Genomic DNA, 18,705 nt, shown 5'->3' with positions numbered 1-18,705 from the left:
ATCGCAAATCGGTTTCAGGGGATTCTGCCAGACAGGCCGTAGCGTGACAATTTTTTATGACCCCAATAGGGGGCGAAATTAACGGGTCTTAGAATTTCGTCACCGATGAATGTTGCGTTAATCTTTTTTTATATAAAGAGGAGCTAACCATCGGTAAGTGTCAAGGTAGTTGGCACCCCCGGTTGATTTAGGCTGCCTGTTTTTCCCGTTCTGGATTCAGCATTACCTTGCCTACCGGATGCCAGTTTCGTGTTCTGCCAGACCAGCGTTCAGGCCGTTCCGCTTTTGCCTTTTTGTACACCTCATCCCGATTTTTCAGCAACACACCGTCTTCTCCACGATGTCGCTGACCCGGCGTCACATACCTGATGCCGCTATGTCTGTGCATTTCGTTATACCACTGAGCAAAAACCTCTATCCATTCACGCGCCTCCTCCAGCTTGCCGAACCCTGATGACGGCCACTGCGGGACATATTTCAGTGTCCGGAACAGCGACTCCACATACGCATTATCGTTACTCACTCCCGGCCGGCTGTGAGAGGGGGTTATCGCCAGCTCGTGTAGCTTCATTTGCAACGTCTGTGACTTCATCGCCGCGCCGTTGTCCGCATGCAGTACCGGCGGGTTTTGCCAGCATCCTTCCCGAAGGACCGTGCGTTGTATCAGGGCTGCCGCCTGCTCACCACTTTCAGTTTCATGCACTTCATATCCCACGATTTTTCGGCTGTAGAGGTCTTCCACCAGATACAGGTAAAACCAGCGCCCCTTTACGGTTGACGGAACCCATGTAATGTCCCATGTCCACACCTCATTCGGCCCGCTGGCCTGCCAACTCGTAGCCGGGGTGACTTTCTGCGCTGCCCGTTGCCGTCCCCGGCGATGCACCTCTCCATGACGACGCAGTACCCGGTAAAAGGTTGACTCGCTTGCCAGATAAATCCCCTTATCCGCCAACGCCGGTACGATTTGTGACGGGGGGAGGCTGGCGTAGTCTGGCTGATGGCACACTGCCAGTATCTGTTGCTCTTCTTGCTCACTTAACTGGTTCACCGGGGAGGGCCTGACCGTGCTGACACGCTTGTCTTCCCACGACGTTTGCCAGCGTCGCCACGTCCGTTCACTTAATCCCGCTTCCGTCAGCGCTATTGACAGCCGAGCTCCTGACGCCATCGCGTCCCGCACGTAACCGATAAGTGCCTGCCGCTCTGTTCCGGGCGTCAGTCGTCCTCGTCGGTTTCCCCGTAAAAATCCCGCAACTGCTTTCGCAGCACCAGTATCGCTGCCGCCTCCGCCAGCGCCTTTTCCTTACGAAGCAGTTCGCGTTTTAGTTGTTTAACTTCTTTCTGGCTTTGTTTGAGCGCCGCTTTGTCAGTGGGCGAAGACACCTGCAAAAAGCCTTGTTTCCACTGACTAATCTGTTCCAGGTAAAGCCCTTTTTTACGGCAGTATTGCGCGAGTTCTGTTTCGCTGAGTGTAGCTGTTTCGATAATCACAGCCAGCCGGGCTTCGGCTGACCATTGGTCTGTAGTTTTGTTTGCACCCGGCACCGGTATTCCCTCTGCTTTCGCCTTGTTACGCCAGTAATAAAGGGTAGCTTCCGATATCCCTTCCATCTGCGCAACTGCGGTGACGGTCATGTTGTAAGGCGGTAGTAATTTAGCCAGTGCAGCCGATTTACGTTCTGGTGAAATTCGTTTCACGATCTGTTCCCATCTTGTCATTAGTATTTTCGATGGGGGTGACAACTATCCTGACAGAGGGGGCCATGAATAAAATGAAGTACAGTGCAGTATTGAATGAATGGAATTTTAAGTATGATTCTGCTGAAAGATTCGGTGACTCACACTTTCTTTATATCCATAATTTCATGAACGATCAGAGCCAGTTACTTGGTATTATCATAGCTGATTTTTTGAAGGTTCCTCAGATAGAACTTCTTCCTATTCAGACCGCCATAGATAACCTTGTAAGGTTATTAAAGGTTCAGACATCCAGGTCGTTAACGTCTGATGAGGGTGTTGATCTTGCTCAATTCCTCACTCAGTACCTCAGACAGACACAATCTTATGCTGCGGTTTCAAGTATGTGTCCGGTTGGTCAAAAGTTGAATTTTTTCCTGAACATCTACCCAAGAAAAGGTAATAAAGAGTTTTCTTTTCGATTATTCGCAATCACCACACTCAATGAAATTACAAGCGTGTCTGAATTTGTTGAAATGGCACATAGTACTCAACAAAGTGATCTGATTAATAATCCTGGTTATTTTGTTTGATTACTAAATAATTCCATATTGAAATCATTAACCATCACTTAACAGTGATGGTTTTTTGTTTTATTTCAATTATCTTTTTGTTCGATATGACTATCTGCTTTTTATAATCTGATTTCACTTACTATCATGCTGATACTACTAGGTAAAATGGTCGTGATGACTTTAATTCATGCTATTCCATTGAGATTTGTGTTTACAATCAATAAAAATATTGTTAATAAAATGTAATCCTTAACATAAATCAACATGGATATGGAACCTACACTACAATGGCAAAGAAAAACATACATCAGGAAGAGATTGTATTCGCGAAGAAACAGCTTGTTCTCCTTGCAACATTAAAAGGGAAGGTAAGTGAATTGATTCTAAAGTGGGAAGGGAACATTGGAGCTGAGACTCCTGACTATCATCTTTTAATGAACCAACTTGAGTCAGTAGAAAAGCAAATATTTTCTAAGATTGGTGCTTGGAAAAAGACATCTTTGCTTTGAGTGTCAGTGAAGAAAAACTTTATGAACAAACTTAATCCTCCTGCTTTATGTAATTCTTTTTTTACCAGGGATTTCTAGGAGAATCTTAGTCCATAACCCATCTGTCATAAAATCAATTATCGAGTCTGATATCATGGCTTTATTTGCAATTCTTTGAGCAGTGTAAATTGCCTGACTTTTATCTTCGATAAAGATGCCATGAGGCACTAGACTAACATTATCTTCGGTTTTCCTTGCCCACATGCGGAGGCGGTAATCTATTATGTATTCGTCATACTCTATCCACAGATGAGGTCGAATTATCTGGCCAGTTCCAGCCAACGTTACTTCTCCAACGATGCGCTGGTGCGGTATACAGAATCTATCTAGCAGGCAACTTACAACCATAGTATGACCATCACATTCGAGTGGAAGTACATCATATTTATGTAACAGCTCGCAGACATAAGCAACTTCAGGGGTTATGAACATTTACGGCCTCATATTAGACGGGGAGGGTGCTTAATTGGTCATTAAGCCTAAGTGATGATGGAGCCCAGTAGCCGGAACCGCACATCCACCGTTCACCAGGAAATGAAAAACCCTCTCTGATAAGAAACTCCCTAAGTTCGGTGCTGATGACATTCTCAACCTTTAAGATGTAGTTATTTGTCTCAGCTGCTTCTTTTAATTTCGAGAGTAACTGTCTGAAAAATCCTTTGCCTGGGGTCTTCACTGAAATGGTTGCGACTACCAGTACCGACGAACCGAGGTATGACATTTTTCCCGTCCGGGCACGGATGTATAACTCATCTACTAACTGAAGACCTTGAACCTTCATTGATTTTGAATGAAAGATGCTTTTTTTTGCTTCAACCATTAAGTGAGTGAATGATTGAAGGATCTTATTGATGTCTCTGTCATGACAACTCATATAATCACCAAATTAAATCAGCATAATAAATTGCACAGTGTATAGCGTAACTTTTCAATAAAGTTGATGCTTTGAAATAAAAGCAACAATACATAATCTTTGTGTCTTATTGGCTAAGGTTGTTATGTAATTATCAGAGGTTTTTAATCCTTTCTAAAGATGCTAGATATGCTTCATAGTTATCTCCAAATTTTTTCTTTGCCCGTCTTACTCTCATCTTTTCTGCCAGTTCACTCTTATGCTCGGTCTGGTATTTTTTATTGTTTTGGAGTTTTACACCTGCACCGGAACCGGCAGCATAATTTCTGTTTTTATCGCTAATGCACAACTTGCATTTACTTTTAAGGCCAAACTTACCCTTAAGTTCCTTACCGAATTCTTCGAAGGGTTTAACCTGATTGCATCCTTTACAGCGTTTGCACCCAGAGGGGAGATCTTCATTAGCCATGTCTAGTTCCAGTGGTTAAAGGTAATGAACTGCATTTTACTGCAAACAGGCACTTCCAACCATAAAATCGACTACTTAACCATAATTCAACATAAGGTTCATTATGCGCACTTAGATTGTAATGGCTCAATAGTAATGTCCGCCTGTGGCTCAATTCAGATGTCCGCGCTATGGTAAGCTTCACTGGTCCGTTTAAACTACCGGGAGGCATATCATGAGCGCAGAAAGCTCAGGAGTGTTTACTTTGAAAGAGATCAACCGGATCAAGATTATACAGGACGTCATTGAACGTCGCATCACAACGCGCCGTGCGGCCGAGCACCTCGGTATCAGCGACAGGCAATGCCGCAGACTTCTTGCCCGTTACCGTGAAGGCGGACCGCTTGGTATGGCCAGCAGACGATGTGGCATGCGTGGTAACCGCCAGTTGCCACCCGGGCTCGCAGATCAGGCTCTGGAACTGATCAAGACGCGTTATGCTGATTTCGGTCCGACTCTGGCGCGTGAAAAGCTCGAAGAACTCCACGGACTGTTTCTTGGCAAAGAAACTGTCCGGCGCATCATGGTGCGGGCTGGCTTATGGGTTCCCCGTAAACAACGTGCCGCAAGGATCCCTCAACCACGGTACCGGCGTCCGTGTACTGGTGAGCTGATACAAATAGATGGCTGTGATCACGACTGGTTTGAAGGCCGTGGCCCGGCCTGCACCGCGCTGGTCTATGTTGATGATGCAACCAGCAAACTGATGGAACTGTTGTTTGTTAAATCGGAGTCCACGTTTTCTTACTTCGAAGCCACGCGGCGCTATATCGATAAGCATGGTAAACCGCTGGCACTGTACAGCGATAAAGCCGGTGTTTTTCGTGTTAACAATAAACACGCCACAGGCGGAGACGGGCATACTCAGTTTGGGCGAGCCATGCATGAACTGAACATCCAGACTATCTGTGCAGAAACCAGTCCCGCCAAAGGGCGTGTAGAACGAGCTCACCTCACTTTACAGGATCGTCTGGTCAAAGAGCTGCGGTTACAGGGCATTTGTTCAATGGAGGCTGCAAATGACTTCGCTGAGGCCTATATGGCTGACTATAACCGCCGTTTTGGCAAAGTACCGCGACATGATTTTGACGTACACCGTGCTGTAGAACATGATGAGGACCTGGGGCTTATTTTCACTGTTCGTGAAAAACGTAAAGTCTCAAAATCGTTGACGATACAATATGATAAAATGTTGTACCTGATTGAAGACAGCGAACTGAGTCGCCGTGCAATAGGTAAATATATCGATGTGTATCACTATCCTGATGGCAGAAAAGAGCTGCGCCTGAACGGTACGCTACTTCCCTACTCTACCTACGACCGACTGTCAGAAATCGACCAGGGCGCGATTGTCGATAACAAGCGTCTTGGCCGAACCCTGGAGTTTATCAGTCTGGTGCAGAGCAAGCGGGATAACACGCGCTCTCAGTCAATTCCCGCTGGAGATGGCCCTTCCCGACGACGGCCAAAGCAGGAAGGGAAGAAATCCCAGCGCTCACTGGATAATGATGACATGCTCGAAGCACTCAAACAGCTTCAGTCACGTTCAGAGGACATTTTTGGTAAAAGAGCCCGCTGATGGTACTCACTGGCCGGACAGTGGTTGCTCACCAGTTGATATTGTCCGGCCAGACCCATGATGTATTATTCATTTCGTTCAGCATCTTTATGTCCTGCTTTTCACGGGCATACTTACCCCATAATGAATGAAAAGAACGAACAATACTGATTAACTGCTTTTTTCTTTGCTCCGGAGATAGGCTGATAAAATAGCAGCACCTGCTGTCAATATTATCCTCAATGAAATTAAAATCAGAGTCTGATGCATATTTTACTGTTAGCATAATATCATTCGACGTTGTTCTCTCAGACTCTGTTAATGCTGATTCTATCAGGTATTCAAAGGCATACATGACAGACAGCTGGTTTTTGTCTGTCTGAATATAACCCATTGAGTTTCTGAGTATTGAGGACTGTACCAGGACCAGAGGCCATAAAAGCTCAACACCATAAAGCTTATATGTATCATGTTGATCATACTGATGTTGCTCAACACGACGATTACCTTCCCGTGCTTTACGAATATCATAGGCAAGGGATAACATAAATCCGTCTTTAACTTTAATCAGTGGGCTTTCATCCACGATGTAATGAATGAGTTCATGTAATTCATTCAGGGCTTCTGAATCTCCCCACAGTATAAAACCTGCATTGTTCGGCGTTAACTCGTATCGAAGCATGGGCTCAATCATCCTGTTGTTTCAGTCGGAGGAAAGTCTATCAGTAAAGAGAATGAGAGATCAAAGTGGTCATTTTAATTGAGCTGGATAACGGACATTTCAATTGAGCCTTGACATTAGATTGTTAGAACCATTTAGTAATGTCACTTTTTATCCAGATAGAAACGTCACCTTAGAGTAAGCTAAACTGAATGCAATTCTAAGGGGCTCAACGCATGTTGGTGACCATGTCAGATAAAGAGATCCACCGCCTACCGGTGATACAGGCAGTTTGTGAAAAGCGTCTACGCCGTCGTGATGCAGCATCACAGCTTGGCATTTCAGAACGTCAGGCGCAACGACTTATCAATCGTTACCGAGTTTCTGGTGCTGAAGGACTTGTCAGCCGCAAACGCGGCCAGCCCAGCAACCGCCGGTTGACCGAATCTCTCAAACTACGAGTACTCACGCTGATACGTGAAAACTACAGTGACTTTGGGCCCACACTGGCCGCAGAAAAACTCAGAGAGCGCCATAATATCCGGCTTTCAATCGAGACCGTCCGCAACTGGATGACGTCTGACGGACTCTGGGTCCCGCATGCTCGCCGTAAGTCACGGGTTTATCAACCCCGACATCGGCGTGATTGTCTGGGTGAACTTATCCAGATCGACGGCTCCCACCATGACTGGTTTGAAGGCCGTGCGCCAAAATGCTGCCTGCTGGTCTTTATCGATGATGCCACCGGGCGTCTGATGCATTTGCGGTTCAGCGAGTCAGAAACAGCCTTTGACTACATGCTGGCAACCCGGGAATACATCGAGCAGCATGGGAAGCCGGTATCGCTGTACAGTGACAAACACGCAATATTTCGCGTCAGTGGTCCGGAGAAACGCAATACCACCGTTACCCAGTTCGGACGTGTGCTTTATGACCTGGCAATCGAGCTTATTTGTGCCAACAGCTCTGAAGCTAAAGGCCGCGTGGAACGTGCGAATCAGACACTTCAGGATCGGCTGATCAAAGAAATGCGTCTGGAAGGTATAACCGGCATTGAGGCCGCAAATGCCTGGCTTGCCACTTTCATCGCTGACTTTAACAGCCGGTTTTCACGACCGGCTAAGTTCCCCAAAGATTTGCATCGTCCGGTGCAGGAAAGCCCCGATGAATTAAGAGACATCTTTGCCTGGCATGATGTTCGTACCGTGTCGAAATCACTGACCTTCCAGTACGATAAGATCCTTTATCTCATGGACACCACAGAAGAAAATAGCCGTCTTGCCGGTGAAAAAATTAAAGTACTGGATTATCCCGATGGCACCCTCGCCTTCCTCTATGGGCACCGGAGCCTTAAGTGCCAGGCATTTGATAAGCTGGCCTGTGTCGACCAGGGGCAGATTGTTGATAACAAACGTCTCGGGACTGTACTCCGACTGGCTCAGGTAAAACAGGATGAGCGGGAAAGCGAAGGCAAACGGGAACGAAGCAAAAAATCGCCCAGCCGTAAGGCTCAGGTGCGCATCCAGGAACAGCTCCGGGCTATCAATCCCGTTCTGGCAGACCCGAGCTTGTTTGTGGCAAGTTCAAAGCGATAGAATCGACCATCAGTGCTGCAAAGTACCGGAACAGTGAGTCCCCAAAAGGATACTTGAGATGATTAAATTCCCGACTACAAAGCGCGTTGATTTGTATAAAACTGCTGTCAGCTCTGAGCAATTACATCTAGATCTGGTTGCGGCTCAGGAGTTCATGTTCGATGCCTGGGAAAATGATGACCTGGAAGTTGTGCTGAAACTCATCAGAAAAGCTATCAAGAAATCCCCGCTCTGTGCTGACGCATACTCATTCTACTGCGAGATATCTCAAGAACCTCCTGAGTCAAAAATCGGGAAGCTGGAGACTGCTTTGTACGCAGCCAGCATTGCACTTGGCGAGGATTTTCAGGAGTTCGCAGGACGTTTCTGGGGATTTGTCGAAACACGTCCATATATGAGAGCAAAAGCAGCTTTGGCTGAGGCCTTATGGGAGTCTGGTAATTTTTATCCGGCTATGGCTCATAGCCGCGAAATGCTGAAGCTCAACCCGAACGATAACCAGGGGATTCGTCATTTATTAGCGAACTATTACCTTGAGCTTGAAATGGTGGATGATCTGGCCTTGCTACTGGACGATTATCCTGGGGATATGCGTTCGTTTTTTCAGTATACACGCGCCCTACTCGCCTACCGACAGTCATCCCCGGATGCCGATGATATCGCTAAAGCTGCGATTGATTCTAATAGACACATCCCCGGCTTGTTATCGAAGTGCAGATTACAGATCAAGTCTAACAGTGGATATATCACGTTAGGTGGAATGGATGAAGCCATTTATTATGTGAATCATAATATAAAGCCTTGGATTCGCACCTCTGGCGCAATTGATTGGATTGTAAATAATTCATTAAGTAAAATATAAGGATTTAGTTTTAATGTTTAATCTAATTATGGGCGGAGAACCTGACTATTTTGAACATTGGCCCATGTATGAACGGGTTAGTGGGAGTTGTGATTTTCCTATATCACGTATGTTAGAAGGCACCTCTGATGACATCCGGTTGAAGTTAACGCCTTTGAATGATAAAGCATTATCTTATATTGAGAAATTACCTACGCTTTTTATGTCAGAACTTTATTCCCGAGACAATGTTGAATACATTACTTTGCGACTTGGTGTAATTTCAAATCTACGAACAGTTAACAAAAATGTTGAGTTTGATTTCAGAATCACTCACTCACAAGATGATGTCGTAGTGATAAACAAAGAGTTATATCAAACAGCTTTAGAATTAGGTGCATATGGGCTGAAACGGACTCACTGGGGAATAAAAGCACGTGATTTAAATCAAACATTAGCACTTCTAAATATAACGACAAGAAGTACACCACTTCCTCCTACTGAAGCACTTCCTGATGAAGTTGATAACTACCCAATAATAGATAATGTTCAAAGTTTCATGGCGCGTGTTTTAGAACAAGATCATGAAGAAGATGCAGAAATATTTTATCGTGGACATTCTGATGTATCTTACGAGTTGGCTCCATCAGTTTTCAGGAAAAACAAAAAAGGTAACTTCAAGCATTTGCACAGTGAATCAAATTTAGTCCGTGAAGCCCTAACAGCAAGGCCAACTGAGTTTGTTGATGATAAAACAATGCTAGACAAGTTAGTAAGGATGCAACACTACGGACTACCAACTCGTTTGTTGGATATAACATCAAATCCACTAATCGCTCTGTATTTCGCTTGTTGCGACATTAGTAATAATGAAAATACAAATGAGGTTGATGGACATGTTATTATTTTCAAAACAAAAAGGGATCGTATAAAATTCTTTGACTCTGATACAGTAAGTTGCATATCAAATATATCAATGCTAAGTCAAACACTGAAAGATCAGCTGGATTGTAAAATGGACAAGGAGGCTTTCAATAAAACTGAAGCTTGTCAAAAACTCATACATTACATTAAAGATGAAAAACCTTATTTTAAAGATGTAATTATACCATCAGATTTGGAAAGGTTAATTTTCGTTAAAGGAAGAAATAATAATGAAAGGATGTCATCACAGTCAGGTGCATTCTTATTATTTGGGAATAATGCTGTTTATCCCGATTTAGTTTCAAACCCTGATGATGCTATGCAAGAGTTTAAAGTAGAAAAAATAGTGATCAGAAACAAAGCTAGAATACTTAAGGAACTCGCAAGGTTAAACATTACAGATGCGACAGTTTATCAAGGCATGGAAAGGACAATGAAACTAATTGCGGCCAAATTTTCCGCAGGAGATTGATCTTCATGTGGTTTTTTGACACACTAGCCTGTCGCTACTGGCATTGGTCCCTTGTATGCTAAGCATATGAACTCTGGTGTGTGTTGGACAGGAGCAATTAACCAGTCGTATAGTAAAATTTGAATGTAAAAATATAAAACAAGGAGTTGAGAATGAACCCCATTACTTTGAGTGAAATGAGTGATGAAGATGAAGAGGTAAAAATCATTTCTTCATATGAACCTCAAGATGATGAGATTGCGATCGTTTTTGATAGTTCAAAAATTACTGGAGGTAATGCACTGGATTTTTTCCAGTTCACCAAGCAATCACATTCTAATGTTAAAGTGTACGGAGATTCTAATGGTGTTTCGTACCTGCAATTAAACAGTATAACGTTAGCGTTAGGCACTTTCTTTGCCACATCAGTAATGATACCTTTTTTAGTAAATCTTGTTTCAAATTATATTCAGAAAAAAATTGATAACTTTGGAACTAGAGATATAGACGTTAAAGTCTCTATAATTAAAAAAAATAAATCAGGAAAACATGTGAAATACACTGTTTCTGGAAAAGTAGACGATGTTTTAAAAGTAATTAACAAAATCAAATAAAAATCTATATAGATATTATGAATATTCACGAAAAGTTAAAGCGTTGGATGTGTATTACTCAAGAAGATAGTGCTATTCTTGATTATCTTAATGCTGAGTTAAAAAAAGCTCAATCCTTGAGCTTGAATAATGAATCAAACAGATTGTTTTTATACAAAACAATTTTACTAGCCCATTTAAAATATATTCAAGTCATTAATTTACTTACAAGAGGTGATTTTTATGAAGCATGGGTAGAACTTGAAAGGATAGAAATAGATTTAATACATATTAAAGAAAATAATGAGTTTCTGCCTGAGGTTAATTTCTATGGTGTTAACTTCTTAGCGAGAATGGTATGTAATTGGCAGGCGTTATTCCCATATAAAATCTTCGGTAGTTCTCGTGAAATAATAAAAGAAGTGAAATGTTCAGTATGTAATACAACCCGTAGTTTTATTAATGATTGTGGTCATGTTAAAAATAAACTTTATAATGGAGTTCTTTGCTTTGATGAAGTGATCGATTTTGAATTAATTACTTATGACATAGTTAGTAATCCCGTTAACAAATGTAGTGTTTTTTTCTCCAATGATGGTGATCATTATAACTATTCAACTTTAATTAGTGTTGTCAAATACATACAATCCCCACATCAAATTTTCAATATTACGACCTGGAGATTTAAGGCGAAAGAACATGATGGAGTATTATCGCCAGAAAATATTTGTCCATGTGGAGATTCTTTAAAAAAATATGCAGATTGTTGTTTGCCACGTAATGGTATTTATAAAAAACATATAGATATTTGGTTTCCCTTCCCGTTGAATGTAGAACCTATTTAGAACCAGATATTCAATAACTAAAGATCCCGTTGACACAGATATTTCCATATTAAGATGTTTTCGTTATATTTTTATTCCAGTCTTTCATATTTAACTTTTGCTTTATTAATTGGTTGAGTGGGATAACGCAGCAGTCACATTAATATGATTACATAGGCTGAAAGTGCCCTTTCTATCTTGCACAAAGAGGTGACATTTTAAACTTGCTTTGACAAACGTAGATAAAGGCTGAATCTGATGTTTTATGGTCATCCTTGTGCTGGCTGTGTTGCCCGTACTCTCTGTTGCGCATAACGATTGAAATGTCTTGCGGCCTTCACTGAGATTACCGGGCGTCCTGATAATTTTCTTAGGACCTGATTCGAATGAAACGATTGATACCAATCCTTACCTTTGCCGCCAGTATGACCATTCCGGTTACTGCAATGGCAGACAATATTGTTTGTCATGATGGCTGGAGCATTGAGCGACACGTTACCGGTAGTGCCAGTAGTGGATTCATGAGCTACATGAAAGACGCTGGCGTCATAAAGTTACTGCATCACGGCAAGCTCATCTCACAAAAACGTATTCAGGATATTCAGCAATCGGTGTATCAGACCAGTGGCGCTCCACTTGTTAACTACGAGTTTGATGTTGATGAAAACAGTTTCTATATCCTTGCTCTGGATATGAGCACTCAGGGTGCATCAGGTGGTGAACCGGATATCAAGCTTTGGGGTACTGATGCAATGGGAATTGATTGTATTTTACAGGGAGGTGCTGAATGAAAAATTCAACCACCCTTCCCTTATTGATATCAATCGCCGGTTTGTTATTTGCAAATCAGTCACTGGCGATTACGCAATCACAGATGCAGATGAGAGTGACTGCTACATGTGATTCTTACGCAAATTTTTCCAGAATTGCCAACCCGGATGTTATTTATGGCGCATGTATAACCGGAGCCAGGGACGCAATACAGCATCGCAATTCCGTCTGTGAGAAGAAAATAAAGAAATTTAATAAACAGACGGAAAACTTACGAGGAATGGAACGAGCCGAGCATATTGAAGTTACTCAGGCATATCGCGCCGGATGCAACACTGGAAAACAAAACTAAAAAGGAATACAAAAAAATGAACAGTTCATTTTTGACAAAACATCTTTCAAAATTAACGCTCGCTATCAATCTTACAATAACCATACTGATTTGGCTCTATTTTATTGGAACTGACAACCCGTCATGGTATTCGATACTTCAGGGGTATGCTTTCATCAGCTTTGATACGGCAAAAATCATTATCACCGTTGTCTGTGCTGCATGGATAATCAAAAGCATTACATCCTATGAGCTAAAAACAGTTCTGTTTACTCAGGCGGACATTCAGAAGGAAATACTCAAAGAGCTTCAGTTATTAAGAAATGGAAAGCAAATGAATAATGCCGATGCCATGAAAGATGATTTCAGGATAGACTTTGATAAAGTAGATTGCTGATATTTCTCTGATGCTGACATGTAAGGGTCTTCATTTTGGTGGAGATTCTTATTTTTTTATTCTGATTCTTTGTTAACTCAAGCCGTATGGCTCTCCTGCGGAGGGCTTAATATTGGGATAATATTGAGAGGTTCAGAGTAAGTACAGAAAACCGATTAAGAATAAATATATCATAATAAGGGTTTAACCCCGGTTGGCGATTTGGCGATGGTAGCATGGATATTTGAATCTGTAAATTGATTATATTTATTTTTATTTTACCACCCTATCGGGTGATTCCGGCACAGCACATCAGCATAACCAGAAGCATATAACGCGCTACAGGCCATCAGGGGAATGCAGTCGGTGCAAAGCCATACTTCAGCCCTGAAACAGCCCACAATCACGCCAGTGCAACCTCCGGTCACAATCTGCACTAATTTCATTTAACTGTATAAATGAACAGTGGTGCATATGCCGGAATCCTGCCATCAGACAGACTCTGCACACCCTGCCCTGACCCGTATTTACAGTGCCTGTAGCGCATTCTGAGCGCACCAGTGCATGATAAGGCAGGGTGCTGAGCCTGCTTTGTGACAACCTCAGATTACTGCTGACAGAACGACACGATACCTGTCACATTGCATTGTCTGTATTATTTTAAATTTTATTTTTTTGAATGGATTCTTAAATTTAATTCCTGACCTCCACCCGGAGTGCTGGCCTGACAGAAGTTAAAGGGGAAAAACAGGACCCGACCCGATTCTTTTTCTCCCTCCAATTCTTTACTCAGGAAATATTAAATGACGCTTTTTCGAAACAAGAGATACCACCAGAACTACAACCATAACACGTTATTTCCCGGTGCTGTATTTACCACGAAGCATAATGGTGAATGCTCTGTTCTTGGTCGCTCCGAAGATAAATCAAGACGCGGATATTATGTTGTGCAATTTAAAGACAGCGGCATAATCAAAGAGGCCTACGGTACGCATATTAAATCAGGTGCAGTCTCAGGTGACGCGTTCCCGTCCTCAGAAGATGAACGAATAACACTGTTGATGAAGCCCCGTTATTATGATGTGGGATATATTGGAAATGGAAAGCATTCCACAATTGAAAACACCCGAAGCCATCAGAGAACAAGAGCGTTCATTCTCTGGCATAATATGTTGGCAAGGTGCTACATGACAGTTAAAGGGAAACAATATTTTAAAGGATATAAGGGAGTGACGGTTTGCGAAAGATGGCATAACTTCCAGCATTTCTGCGATGACCTTCCAAAACTTAATGGCTATGCCCGCTGGAAAAATAACCCCGGAGAATATGAGTTGGATAAAGATTTTTCACATCGTCGTTTCTATTCCCCGGACACAGTTTCTTTCATCAGTACAATGGAGAATGCAAAGGAAGCAGCATTACGACGCTCAGCAATGAAGATACTGAGCCAGCATTATCACGAAGTGAATAAAATACGAAATGAAATAGTTATGGATACGGAGGATGAACTTAAGAAAAACAATATTGTTTATGAAATTGCATATAACGGGAATACTAAAATCATTATCTCAGAAACACCCTATGGTACGGTGGCATTCTATCCCCTGACCAGAAAGATTCAGCGAAACAGTTACATGACGGAGGGTGATACACAGATTTATGTATCCTACCTGAACTGGCTCAGGCTTCAGTGGGAAATCAGGAATCCCTTCATTAACTGCATTGCTGTAAAATGATGATAATGCTATAAATAGCTGCACTATATACTTAACAAATAAACATCAGGGCAATCTGTAAAATCTGAGTTTCAGTGATGTTGCTGCATCAGAGACGATATTAACTGTCTGAAAGTTCATCGCTGAAGGCTAAATGTCTGCACTTCATGCAGCCATTTAACATGTTCAATACATTAAGCGCACCAAGGTAAGGTGTTGATTGTTAAGGGTTTATCAGGGGGTTCTCTTGACTTGTTGGTATCCTCGGACTCAGGCTGTTACGTATCCTGTGACTAACTGAGCCCCGTCCGTGGTGACCAGTTAACAGATTCTCCAAGGAACCTTGTTAACGCTGCTTTAGCATACTGAGGCTTTGAGTAGTATCTGGGAAACCAGCCATCATAAGTTTGTGTGCCATTGCGCCGGTATTCTGGCCTGACTGACAGCTTACATCCATTACCATCAGTAGAAATACAAAAAGTGTACCCATCAACAGAATCAGAAGTAAGCAGAATGGATGTCATTGGGGATACCTCATTATTGAACTAACCAGAAACTACAATGGTGATCCGACATGGTTTCCTCGATTTTACCGACTGAGCTGTCATATAGCGATACCTTTTATTCTTAGGTTCTCTTGCAGTATTGGCTATCGATTGTCACAATTTAGTCTGGTGGCACTGGTTCATTTTTCGGGTGGTTTGTTACTTTTTCCGTTGGTGTTCCAGGGCTACCGACCTCTGCATGTACGTATACATCCCTCTTTCTCGTTTACCCCGCCAGATTTCAATCCGATAGAATCGTTCCTGTTTTACTCACTCGTAATTCACTTTTCATAGTCATTTTGTGGACATTAAACGTGCGCTACAGGTGCGCATTCCTTGCTTCAGGATGGCTTACTATCTAAAATGGCAGAGATTTTTGATACTTTTGAACATTTTAATGAGGTATATACCATGATGAACATCGCTTGTGATGACGGCTCAACGAACGTAAAACTTGCCTGGATTGAGAATGGTGAAATCAAAACTCATGTTTCGCAGAACGCCTTCCGCGAAGGCTGGGCTACTCCACTCGCATTTGGTGGTAAAACTATCTACAACTATCTCATTGATGGGCGGAAATTTACTCACGACATTGGTTCAACATCTGCAATTACAACAACGCATACCTCTTTCCAGTTCGACGCTGTAAGTCGCGTAGCAATTCATCATGCCCTTTTGACTTCCGGTCTTGAGCCACAGGATGTTGAACTTACAGTGACACTGCCGGTGGCCATGTTCTTCACGAGCGATGCGCAGTTGAACGAAGCTAATATTGAAAAGAAAAAGGCCAACGTTATGGGCCCAATAACCCTGAATAATGGCGAAACTTTTCATGTTGTAAAAGTTAACGTAATGCCTGAATCAGTACCTGCGGCTGAATATCTGATTGATCCTAAAACAACCACGCAGCTTACACGAACCCTGGTTGTCGATCTGGGGGGAACAACCCTAGACCTGGCCATCATTCAGGGGGCAATGGAGGGCATATCTGATATCTTTGGCAACAGCGATGTTGGCGTTTCACGAGTGACAAAAGCTGTTATGGCTGCGCTCCAGGATGCCCAGTCTCCAAGTAGTTATGCCATTGCGGATATCATCATTAAAAACCGTCATGATAGAGCGTTGATTGCTTCTGCGGTCAATGATCACTCTAAAATTGATGCCATCATTGACGTTATCGATTCTGAGTCGAAAAATCTGGCCGAAGCTGTTGCAGCTGATATACGTCGTCAGAACAGCGTCCACAAAATCATACTGGCCGGGGGCGGTGCTGAGCTCATCCATTCTCATATTGTCGAACTATTCCCTAAGCTGGATGTCATCAAAGCGCCTGACGCGCAGCTCGCGCTCGTCAAAGCAATGGCAAGCGTCTAAACGAGGTTATGTGATGGAAGAAGATAAACGTTTACTCGTCTGGCTCCGCCCCGGCAATAATCCAGAAGACGGTAAAGCTCTTGATATTATGGAGCGCTTACCCCGCCGATCCCGGGGGGAATTTTACCGTAAGGCACTGGTAATTGCGTCTGCCTTGCATGAGCTCGACCCTCGGTTAATAAATTTGCTGGCCGCACAAACCACGACATCGTTTAATGCCGAAACGCTGAGCAACATTCTGTCGCAAACGCTGGGCATTGCCGTTGAACGGAATTCTTCACCAGTGGAAACCCAGGCCACAGGTATCCGAGCAACAACCATCATTGATTCGGATAAGCCTGCTGAGCAGAAAGAACCAATTCCTAAACCCTCCCTGATGATGCAAACCCTCAAACGTTGAATCCGAACCGGCTACTAGTAGCCGGTTTACTCACCTTGCTCGGTTAACAAGCTGAGATAGATCCGCAACCCCTTATCCAGTGACTCTCTAATGGCATCTGCTGCTGCCCCTGCATCCCTGTTTGAAAGAGCGAGTTCAAGCGACGAGAAAAATATTGGCCATTTATCCTCCGAGTCAGATTCGAACGTGTAACTCAGAGTTGGCCACAGGTTAATCCACAGTTGGGTTACAATTTTGAAAAACTCAGGCAGACCGGCGTATATGTAAAGCTTCAGCCGCAGAGTGAGGTTTAGCTGGTGCGCCAGATAAACATCCCTACGTTCATATGCGGAACGCAGCTTTTGGCACAAAGACAGGCATTCTTCAAAGCCATTGGCATCCATTTTCAGTACGGCCTTTTCTGCCAGTTCTGGCTCAATCAATCGCCTCATTCTCATGTACTCGTTGAACTGCTCACTGGTGATGATGGGAACAAAAAAGGCATGTGATGGAGTCAAAGCAAGAGCACTACTGGCAGACAGACGTATCAGGCTTTCACGGACGGGCGTGACGCTCATTTTCATAGCATCGGCGATGTTTTTTGTTACCAACTTATCACCGGGCTTGAGGTAGCCGAGGATAAGGGCGCATTTAAGGCGATCTTCAACTCGTCTCGTTAAGCTAGGTCTGCCTGACGGAGAGTAACTAATTAGTTCCGGTAAATTCCCGGGGTTTTTGAGGAAGCTTTTGTAATCATCAATCATATATCACTCATACTGAACTTTTTGACCACATAGAAAACAGAATATTTTTAATCACACTACATAGTAAGTAGATCCCTCTACCTACATATTTCAAATAGTTCCAGTATGCACATCCATAAACTGGCATCCGCCAGAACAGAGAAGGTAAACGGTTATCATTCGTTTTACTCTACCAGCATGTCTTACATTTTCAATAACGGATCTATTACTACCCATATTTTATGCTTAACAGAATCCATTATAGATGCATGGTTAATTCTTTCTAATGTGTTTGTTTGCTATTTGTGCAAGGTCGAAATATATTCAGCTTGTGCGTCAATGACATTAATCTTTGTGGATGTATAGGTCAGGTTGTCCGGTGTGTGTATACGAAATGTCTGAAATCAACCTTCCCTCAAAATCGTGCCAATCCCATTCCTTTTGAATTTTTTCTCCCATTAAAACACGATCCATCCTTTGAAGTTGCCAATCCATATAAATCAGTAAAAGAGCCATTTCTTCTTTTTCATTATTAGTCATGCCCTGCCCTAATTTATAAGCTTCTTTTGTGAGCTGATAGATCTGAACAGAGTTTTCAACAATGTATTTAAATATTTTTTCTACGCAGCCGGAAATGGCAATTGAATTTTGGCAATTAATGTCATTAACGAGTTCGCGTGTATCTATTTCCCAGTTCCTATATAAATCAATCTCTGCGGTATAATGTTGATTTGTGTTTAAAGGAATACCACCAAAGATTCGACAATAGAGTTCTACTGCATCGGCCTGTTCCAGGCAATTAGCCATGTAGGGAAAATCAGGCAACGTGGAATGAATCAATTGGAGGGTGATGCTGCCAA

At 42.8% G+C, this 18,705-nt stretch carries 21 protein-coding genes; 14 read left to right on the top strand and 7 right to left on the bottom strand.

The genetic code is table 11. From position 1 onward, the window contains the following. Nucleotides 1–187 precede the first annotated feature (187 nt). Nucleotides 188–1,701 (bottom strand): IS3 family transposase gene (locus H7R56_RS25325; protein WP_370673415.1). Its coding sequence is split into 2 segments (ribosomal slippage): nucleotides 188–1,251 and nucleotides 1,251–1,701, totalling 1,515 coding nucleotides; the frame shifts between segments, so codons are not numbered across the junction. A 65-nt stretch (nucleotides 1,702–1,766) separates the two neighbouring features. On the opposite strand from H7R56_RS25325, the gene H7R56_RS25320 reads away from it, so the two are divergent. Both H7R56_RS25320 and H7R56_RS25315 read left to right on the top strand, forming a co-directional pair. Further along, entirely contained in the window at nucleotides 1,767–2,273 is a 507-nt protein-coding gene (locus tag H7R56_RS25320) for a hypothetical protein (protein ID WP_007372203.1), read from the top strand. A gap of 269 nt (nucleotides 2,274–2,542) precedes the next feature. Then, nucleotides 2,543–2,764: a hypothetical protein gene (locus tag H7R56_RS25315; RefSeq protein WP_048213849.1), complete on the top strand. Its 222-nt coding sequence runs from the start codon at nucleotides 2,543–2,545 to the stop codon at nucleotides 2,762–2,764. A gap of 45 nt (nucleotides 2,765–2,809) precedes the next feature. On the opposite strand, the gene H7R56_RS25310 is transcribed toward H7R56_RS25315, so the two are convergent. From H7R56_RS25310 to H7R56_RS25300, 3 genes are all read right to left on the bottom strand, one after another. Next, nucleotides 2,810–3,235 (bottom strand): hypothetical protein, encoded by a 426-nt coding sequence (locus tag H7R56_RS25310; protein WP_016241518.1) that lies wholly within the window; start codon nucleotides 3,233–3,235, stop codon nucleotides 2,810–2,812. Between the two features lie 13 nt (nucleotides 3,236–3,248). After that, nucleotides 3,249–3,677, bottom strand: a complete 429-nt coding sequence (locus H7R56_RS27800) for a hypothetical protein (RefSeq protein ID WP_032155219.1) — start codon at nucleotides 3,675–3,677, stop codon at nucleotides 3,249–3,251. Nucleotides 3,678–3,810: 133 nt separating this feature from the next. After that, entirely contained in the window at nucleotides 3,811–4,125 is a 315-nt protein-coding gene (locus tag H7R56_RS25300; RefSeq protein ID WP_009652923.1) for a hypothetical protein, read from the bottom strand. Between the two features lie 214 nt (nucleotides 4,126–4,339). Between H7R56_RS25300 and H7R56_RS25295 the strand changes: the two genes are divergently transcribed. Beyond that, nucleotides 4,340–5,743, top strand: coding sequence for an ISNCY-like element ISKpn21 family transposase (locus H7R56_RS25295; RefSeq protein ID WP_001567368.1), 1,404 nt, complete (start codon nucleotides 4,340–4,342; stop codon nucleotides 5,741–5,743). Nucleotides 5,744–5,771: 28 nt separating this feature from the next. Here the strand turns inward: H7R56_RS25295 and H7R56_RS25290 are convergent, their stop codons facing one another. Continuing rightward, a complete protein-coding gene (locus H7R56_RS25290) occupies nucleotides 5,772–6,404 on the bottom strand; it encodes a DUF6904 family protein (RefSeq protein ID WP_001567369.1) in 633 nt (210 codons plus the stop codon). 227 nt (nucleotides 6,405–6,631) lie between these two features. Here H7R56_RS25290 and H7R56_RS25285 point away from each other — a divergent pair, with 227 nt between their 5' ends. From H7R56_RS25285 to H7R56_RS25235, 11 genes are all read left to right on the top strand, one after another. After that, nucleotides 6,632–7,978, top strand: coding sequence for an ISNCY-like element ISLad2 family transposase (locus H7R56_RS25285; protein WP_076611902.1), 1,347 nt, complete (start codon nucleotides 6,632–6,634; stop codon nucleotides 7,976–7,978). A 58-nt stretch (nucleotides 7,979–8,036) separates the two neighbouring features. After that, a complete protein-coding gene (locus H7R56_RS25280) occupies nucleotides 8,037–8,840 on the top strand; it encodes a hypothetical protein (RefSeq protein WP_000589340.1) in 804 nt (267 codons plus the stop codon). 13 nt (nucleotides 8,841–8,853) lie between these two features. Next, nucleotides 8,854–10,215, top strand: a complete 1,362-nt coding sequence (locus H7R56_RS25275) for an FRG domain-containing protein (RefSeq protein ID WP_000482601.1) — start codon at nucleotides 8,854–8,856, stop codon at nucleotides 10,213–10,215. Nucleotides 10,216–10,367: 152 nt separating this feature from the next. Then, complete coding sequence (locus H7R56_RS25270; protein WP_016239970.1) at nucleotides 10,368–10,808, top strand: hypothetical protein; 441 nt, start codon at nucleotides 10,368–10,370, stop codon at nucleotides 10,806–10,808. 17 nt (nucleotides 10,809–10,825) lie between these two features. Beyond that, entirely contained in the window at nucleotides 10,826–11,632 is an 807-nt protein-coding gene (locus H7R56_RS25265; protein ID WP_016239971.1) for a hypothetical protein, read from the top strand. Nucleotides 11,633–11,997: 365 nt separating this feature from the next. After that, nucleotides 11,998–12,402 carry a hypothetical protein gene (locus H7R56_RS25260; protein ID WP_045269655.1) on the top strand — a complete coding sequence of 135 codons (405 nt, stop codon included), beginning with the start codon at nucleotides 11,998–12,000 and terminating at the stop codon, nucleotides 12,400–12,402. Next, complete coding sequence (locus H7R56_RS25255; protein WP_045269657.1) at nucleotides 12,399–12,734, top strand: hypothetical protein; 336 nt, start codon at nucleotides 12,399–12,401, stop codon at nucleotides 12,732–12,734. Before H7R56_RS25260 ends, H7R56_RS25255 begins: the two co-directional genes overlap by 4 nt. A gap of 16 nt (nucleotides 12,735–12,750) precedes the next feature. Then, complete coding sequence (locus H7R56_RS25250; RefSeq protein WP_045269654.1) at nucleotides 12,751–13,110, top strand: hypothetical protein; 360 nt, start codon at nucleotides 12,751–12,753, stop codon at nucleotides 13,108–13,110. A 782-nt stretch (nucleotides 13,111–13,892) separates the two neighbouring features. Further along, nucleotides 13,893–14,825, top strand: a complete 933-nt coding sequence (locus H7R56_RS25245) for a hypothetical protein (protein WP_045269653.1) — start codon at nucleotides 13,893–13,895, stop codon at nucleotides 14,823–14,825. 935 nt (nucleotides 14,826–15,760) lie between these two features. Beyond that, nucleotides 15,761–16,723, top strand: a complete 963-nt coding sequence (gene parM / locus H7R56_RS25240) for a plasmid segregation protein ParM domain-containing protein (protein WP_007372199.1) — start codon at nucleotides 15,761–15,763, stop codon at nucleotides 16,721–16,723. A gap of 13 nt (nucleotides 16,724–16,736) precedes the next feature. Continuing rightward, entirely contained in the window at nucleotides 16,737–17,123 is a 387-nt protein-coding gene (locus H7R56_RS25235) for a plasmid partitioning/stability family protein (RefSeq protein ID WP_009652914.1), read from the top strand. 26 nt (nucleotides 17,124–17,149) lie between these two features. Here H7R56_RS25235 and H7R56_RS25230 read toward each other — a convergent pair whose 3' ends face one another. Together H7R56_RS25230 and H7R56_RS25225 are read right to left on the bottom strand one after the other, a co-directional pair. After that, nucleotides 17,150–17,866, bottom strand: coding sequence for a GntR family transcriptional regulator (locus H7R56_RS25230; protein WP_080940394.1), 717 nt, complete (start codon nucleotides 17,864–17,866; stop codon nucleotides 17,150–17,152). 324 nt (nucleotides 17,867–18,190) lie between these two features. Then, the gene (locus H7R56_RS25225; protein WP_181562187.1) at nucleotides 18,191–18,652 is read right to left on the bottom strand and encodes a hypothetical protein; all 462 of its coding nucleotides are present in this window, start codon (nucleotides 18,650–18,652) and stop codon (nucleotides 18,191–18,193) included. Between the last annotated feature and the right edge of the window lie 53 nt (nucleotides 18,653–18,705).

Origin of the sequence: Klebsiella sp. WP3-W18-ESBL-02 (assembly GCF_014168815.1) — a bacterium.
Lineage (GTDB): Bacteria > Pseudomonadota > Gammaproteobacteria > Enterobacterales > Enterobacteriaceae > Kluyvera > Kluyvera ascorbata_B.
This window is presented reverse-complemented; position numbering and strand designations above follow the sequence as displayed.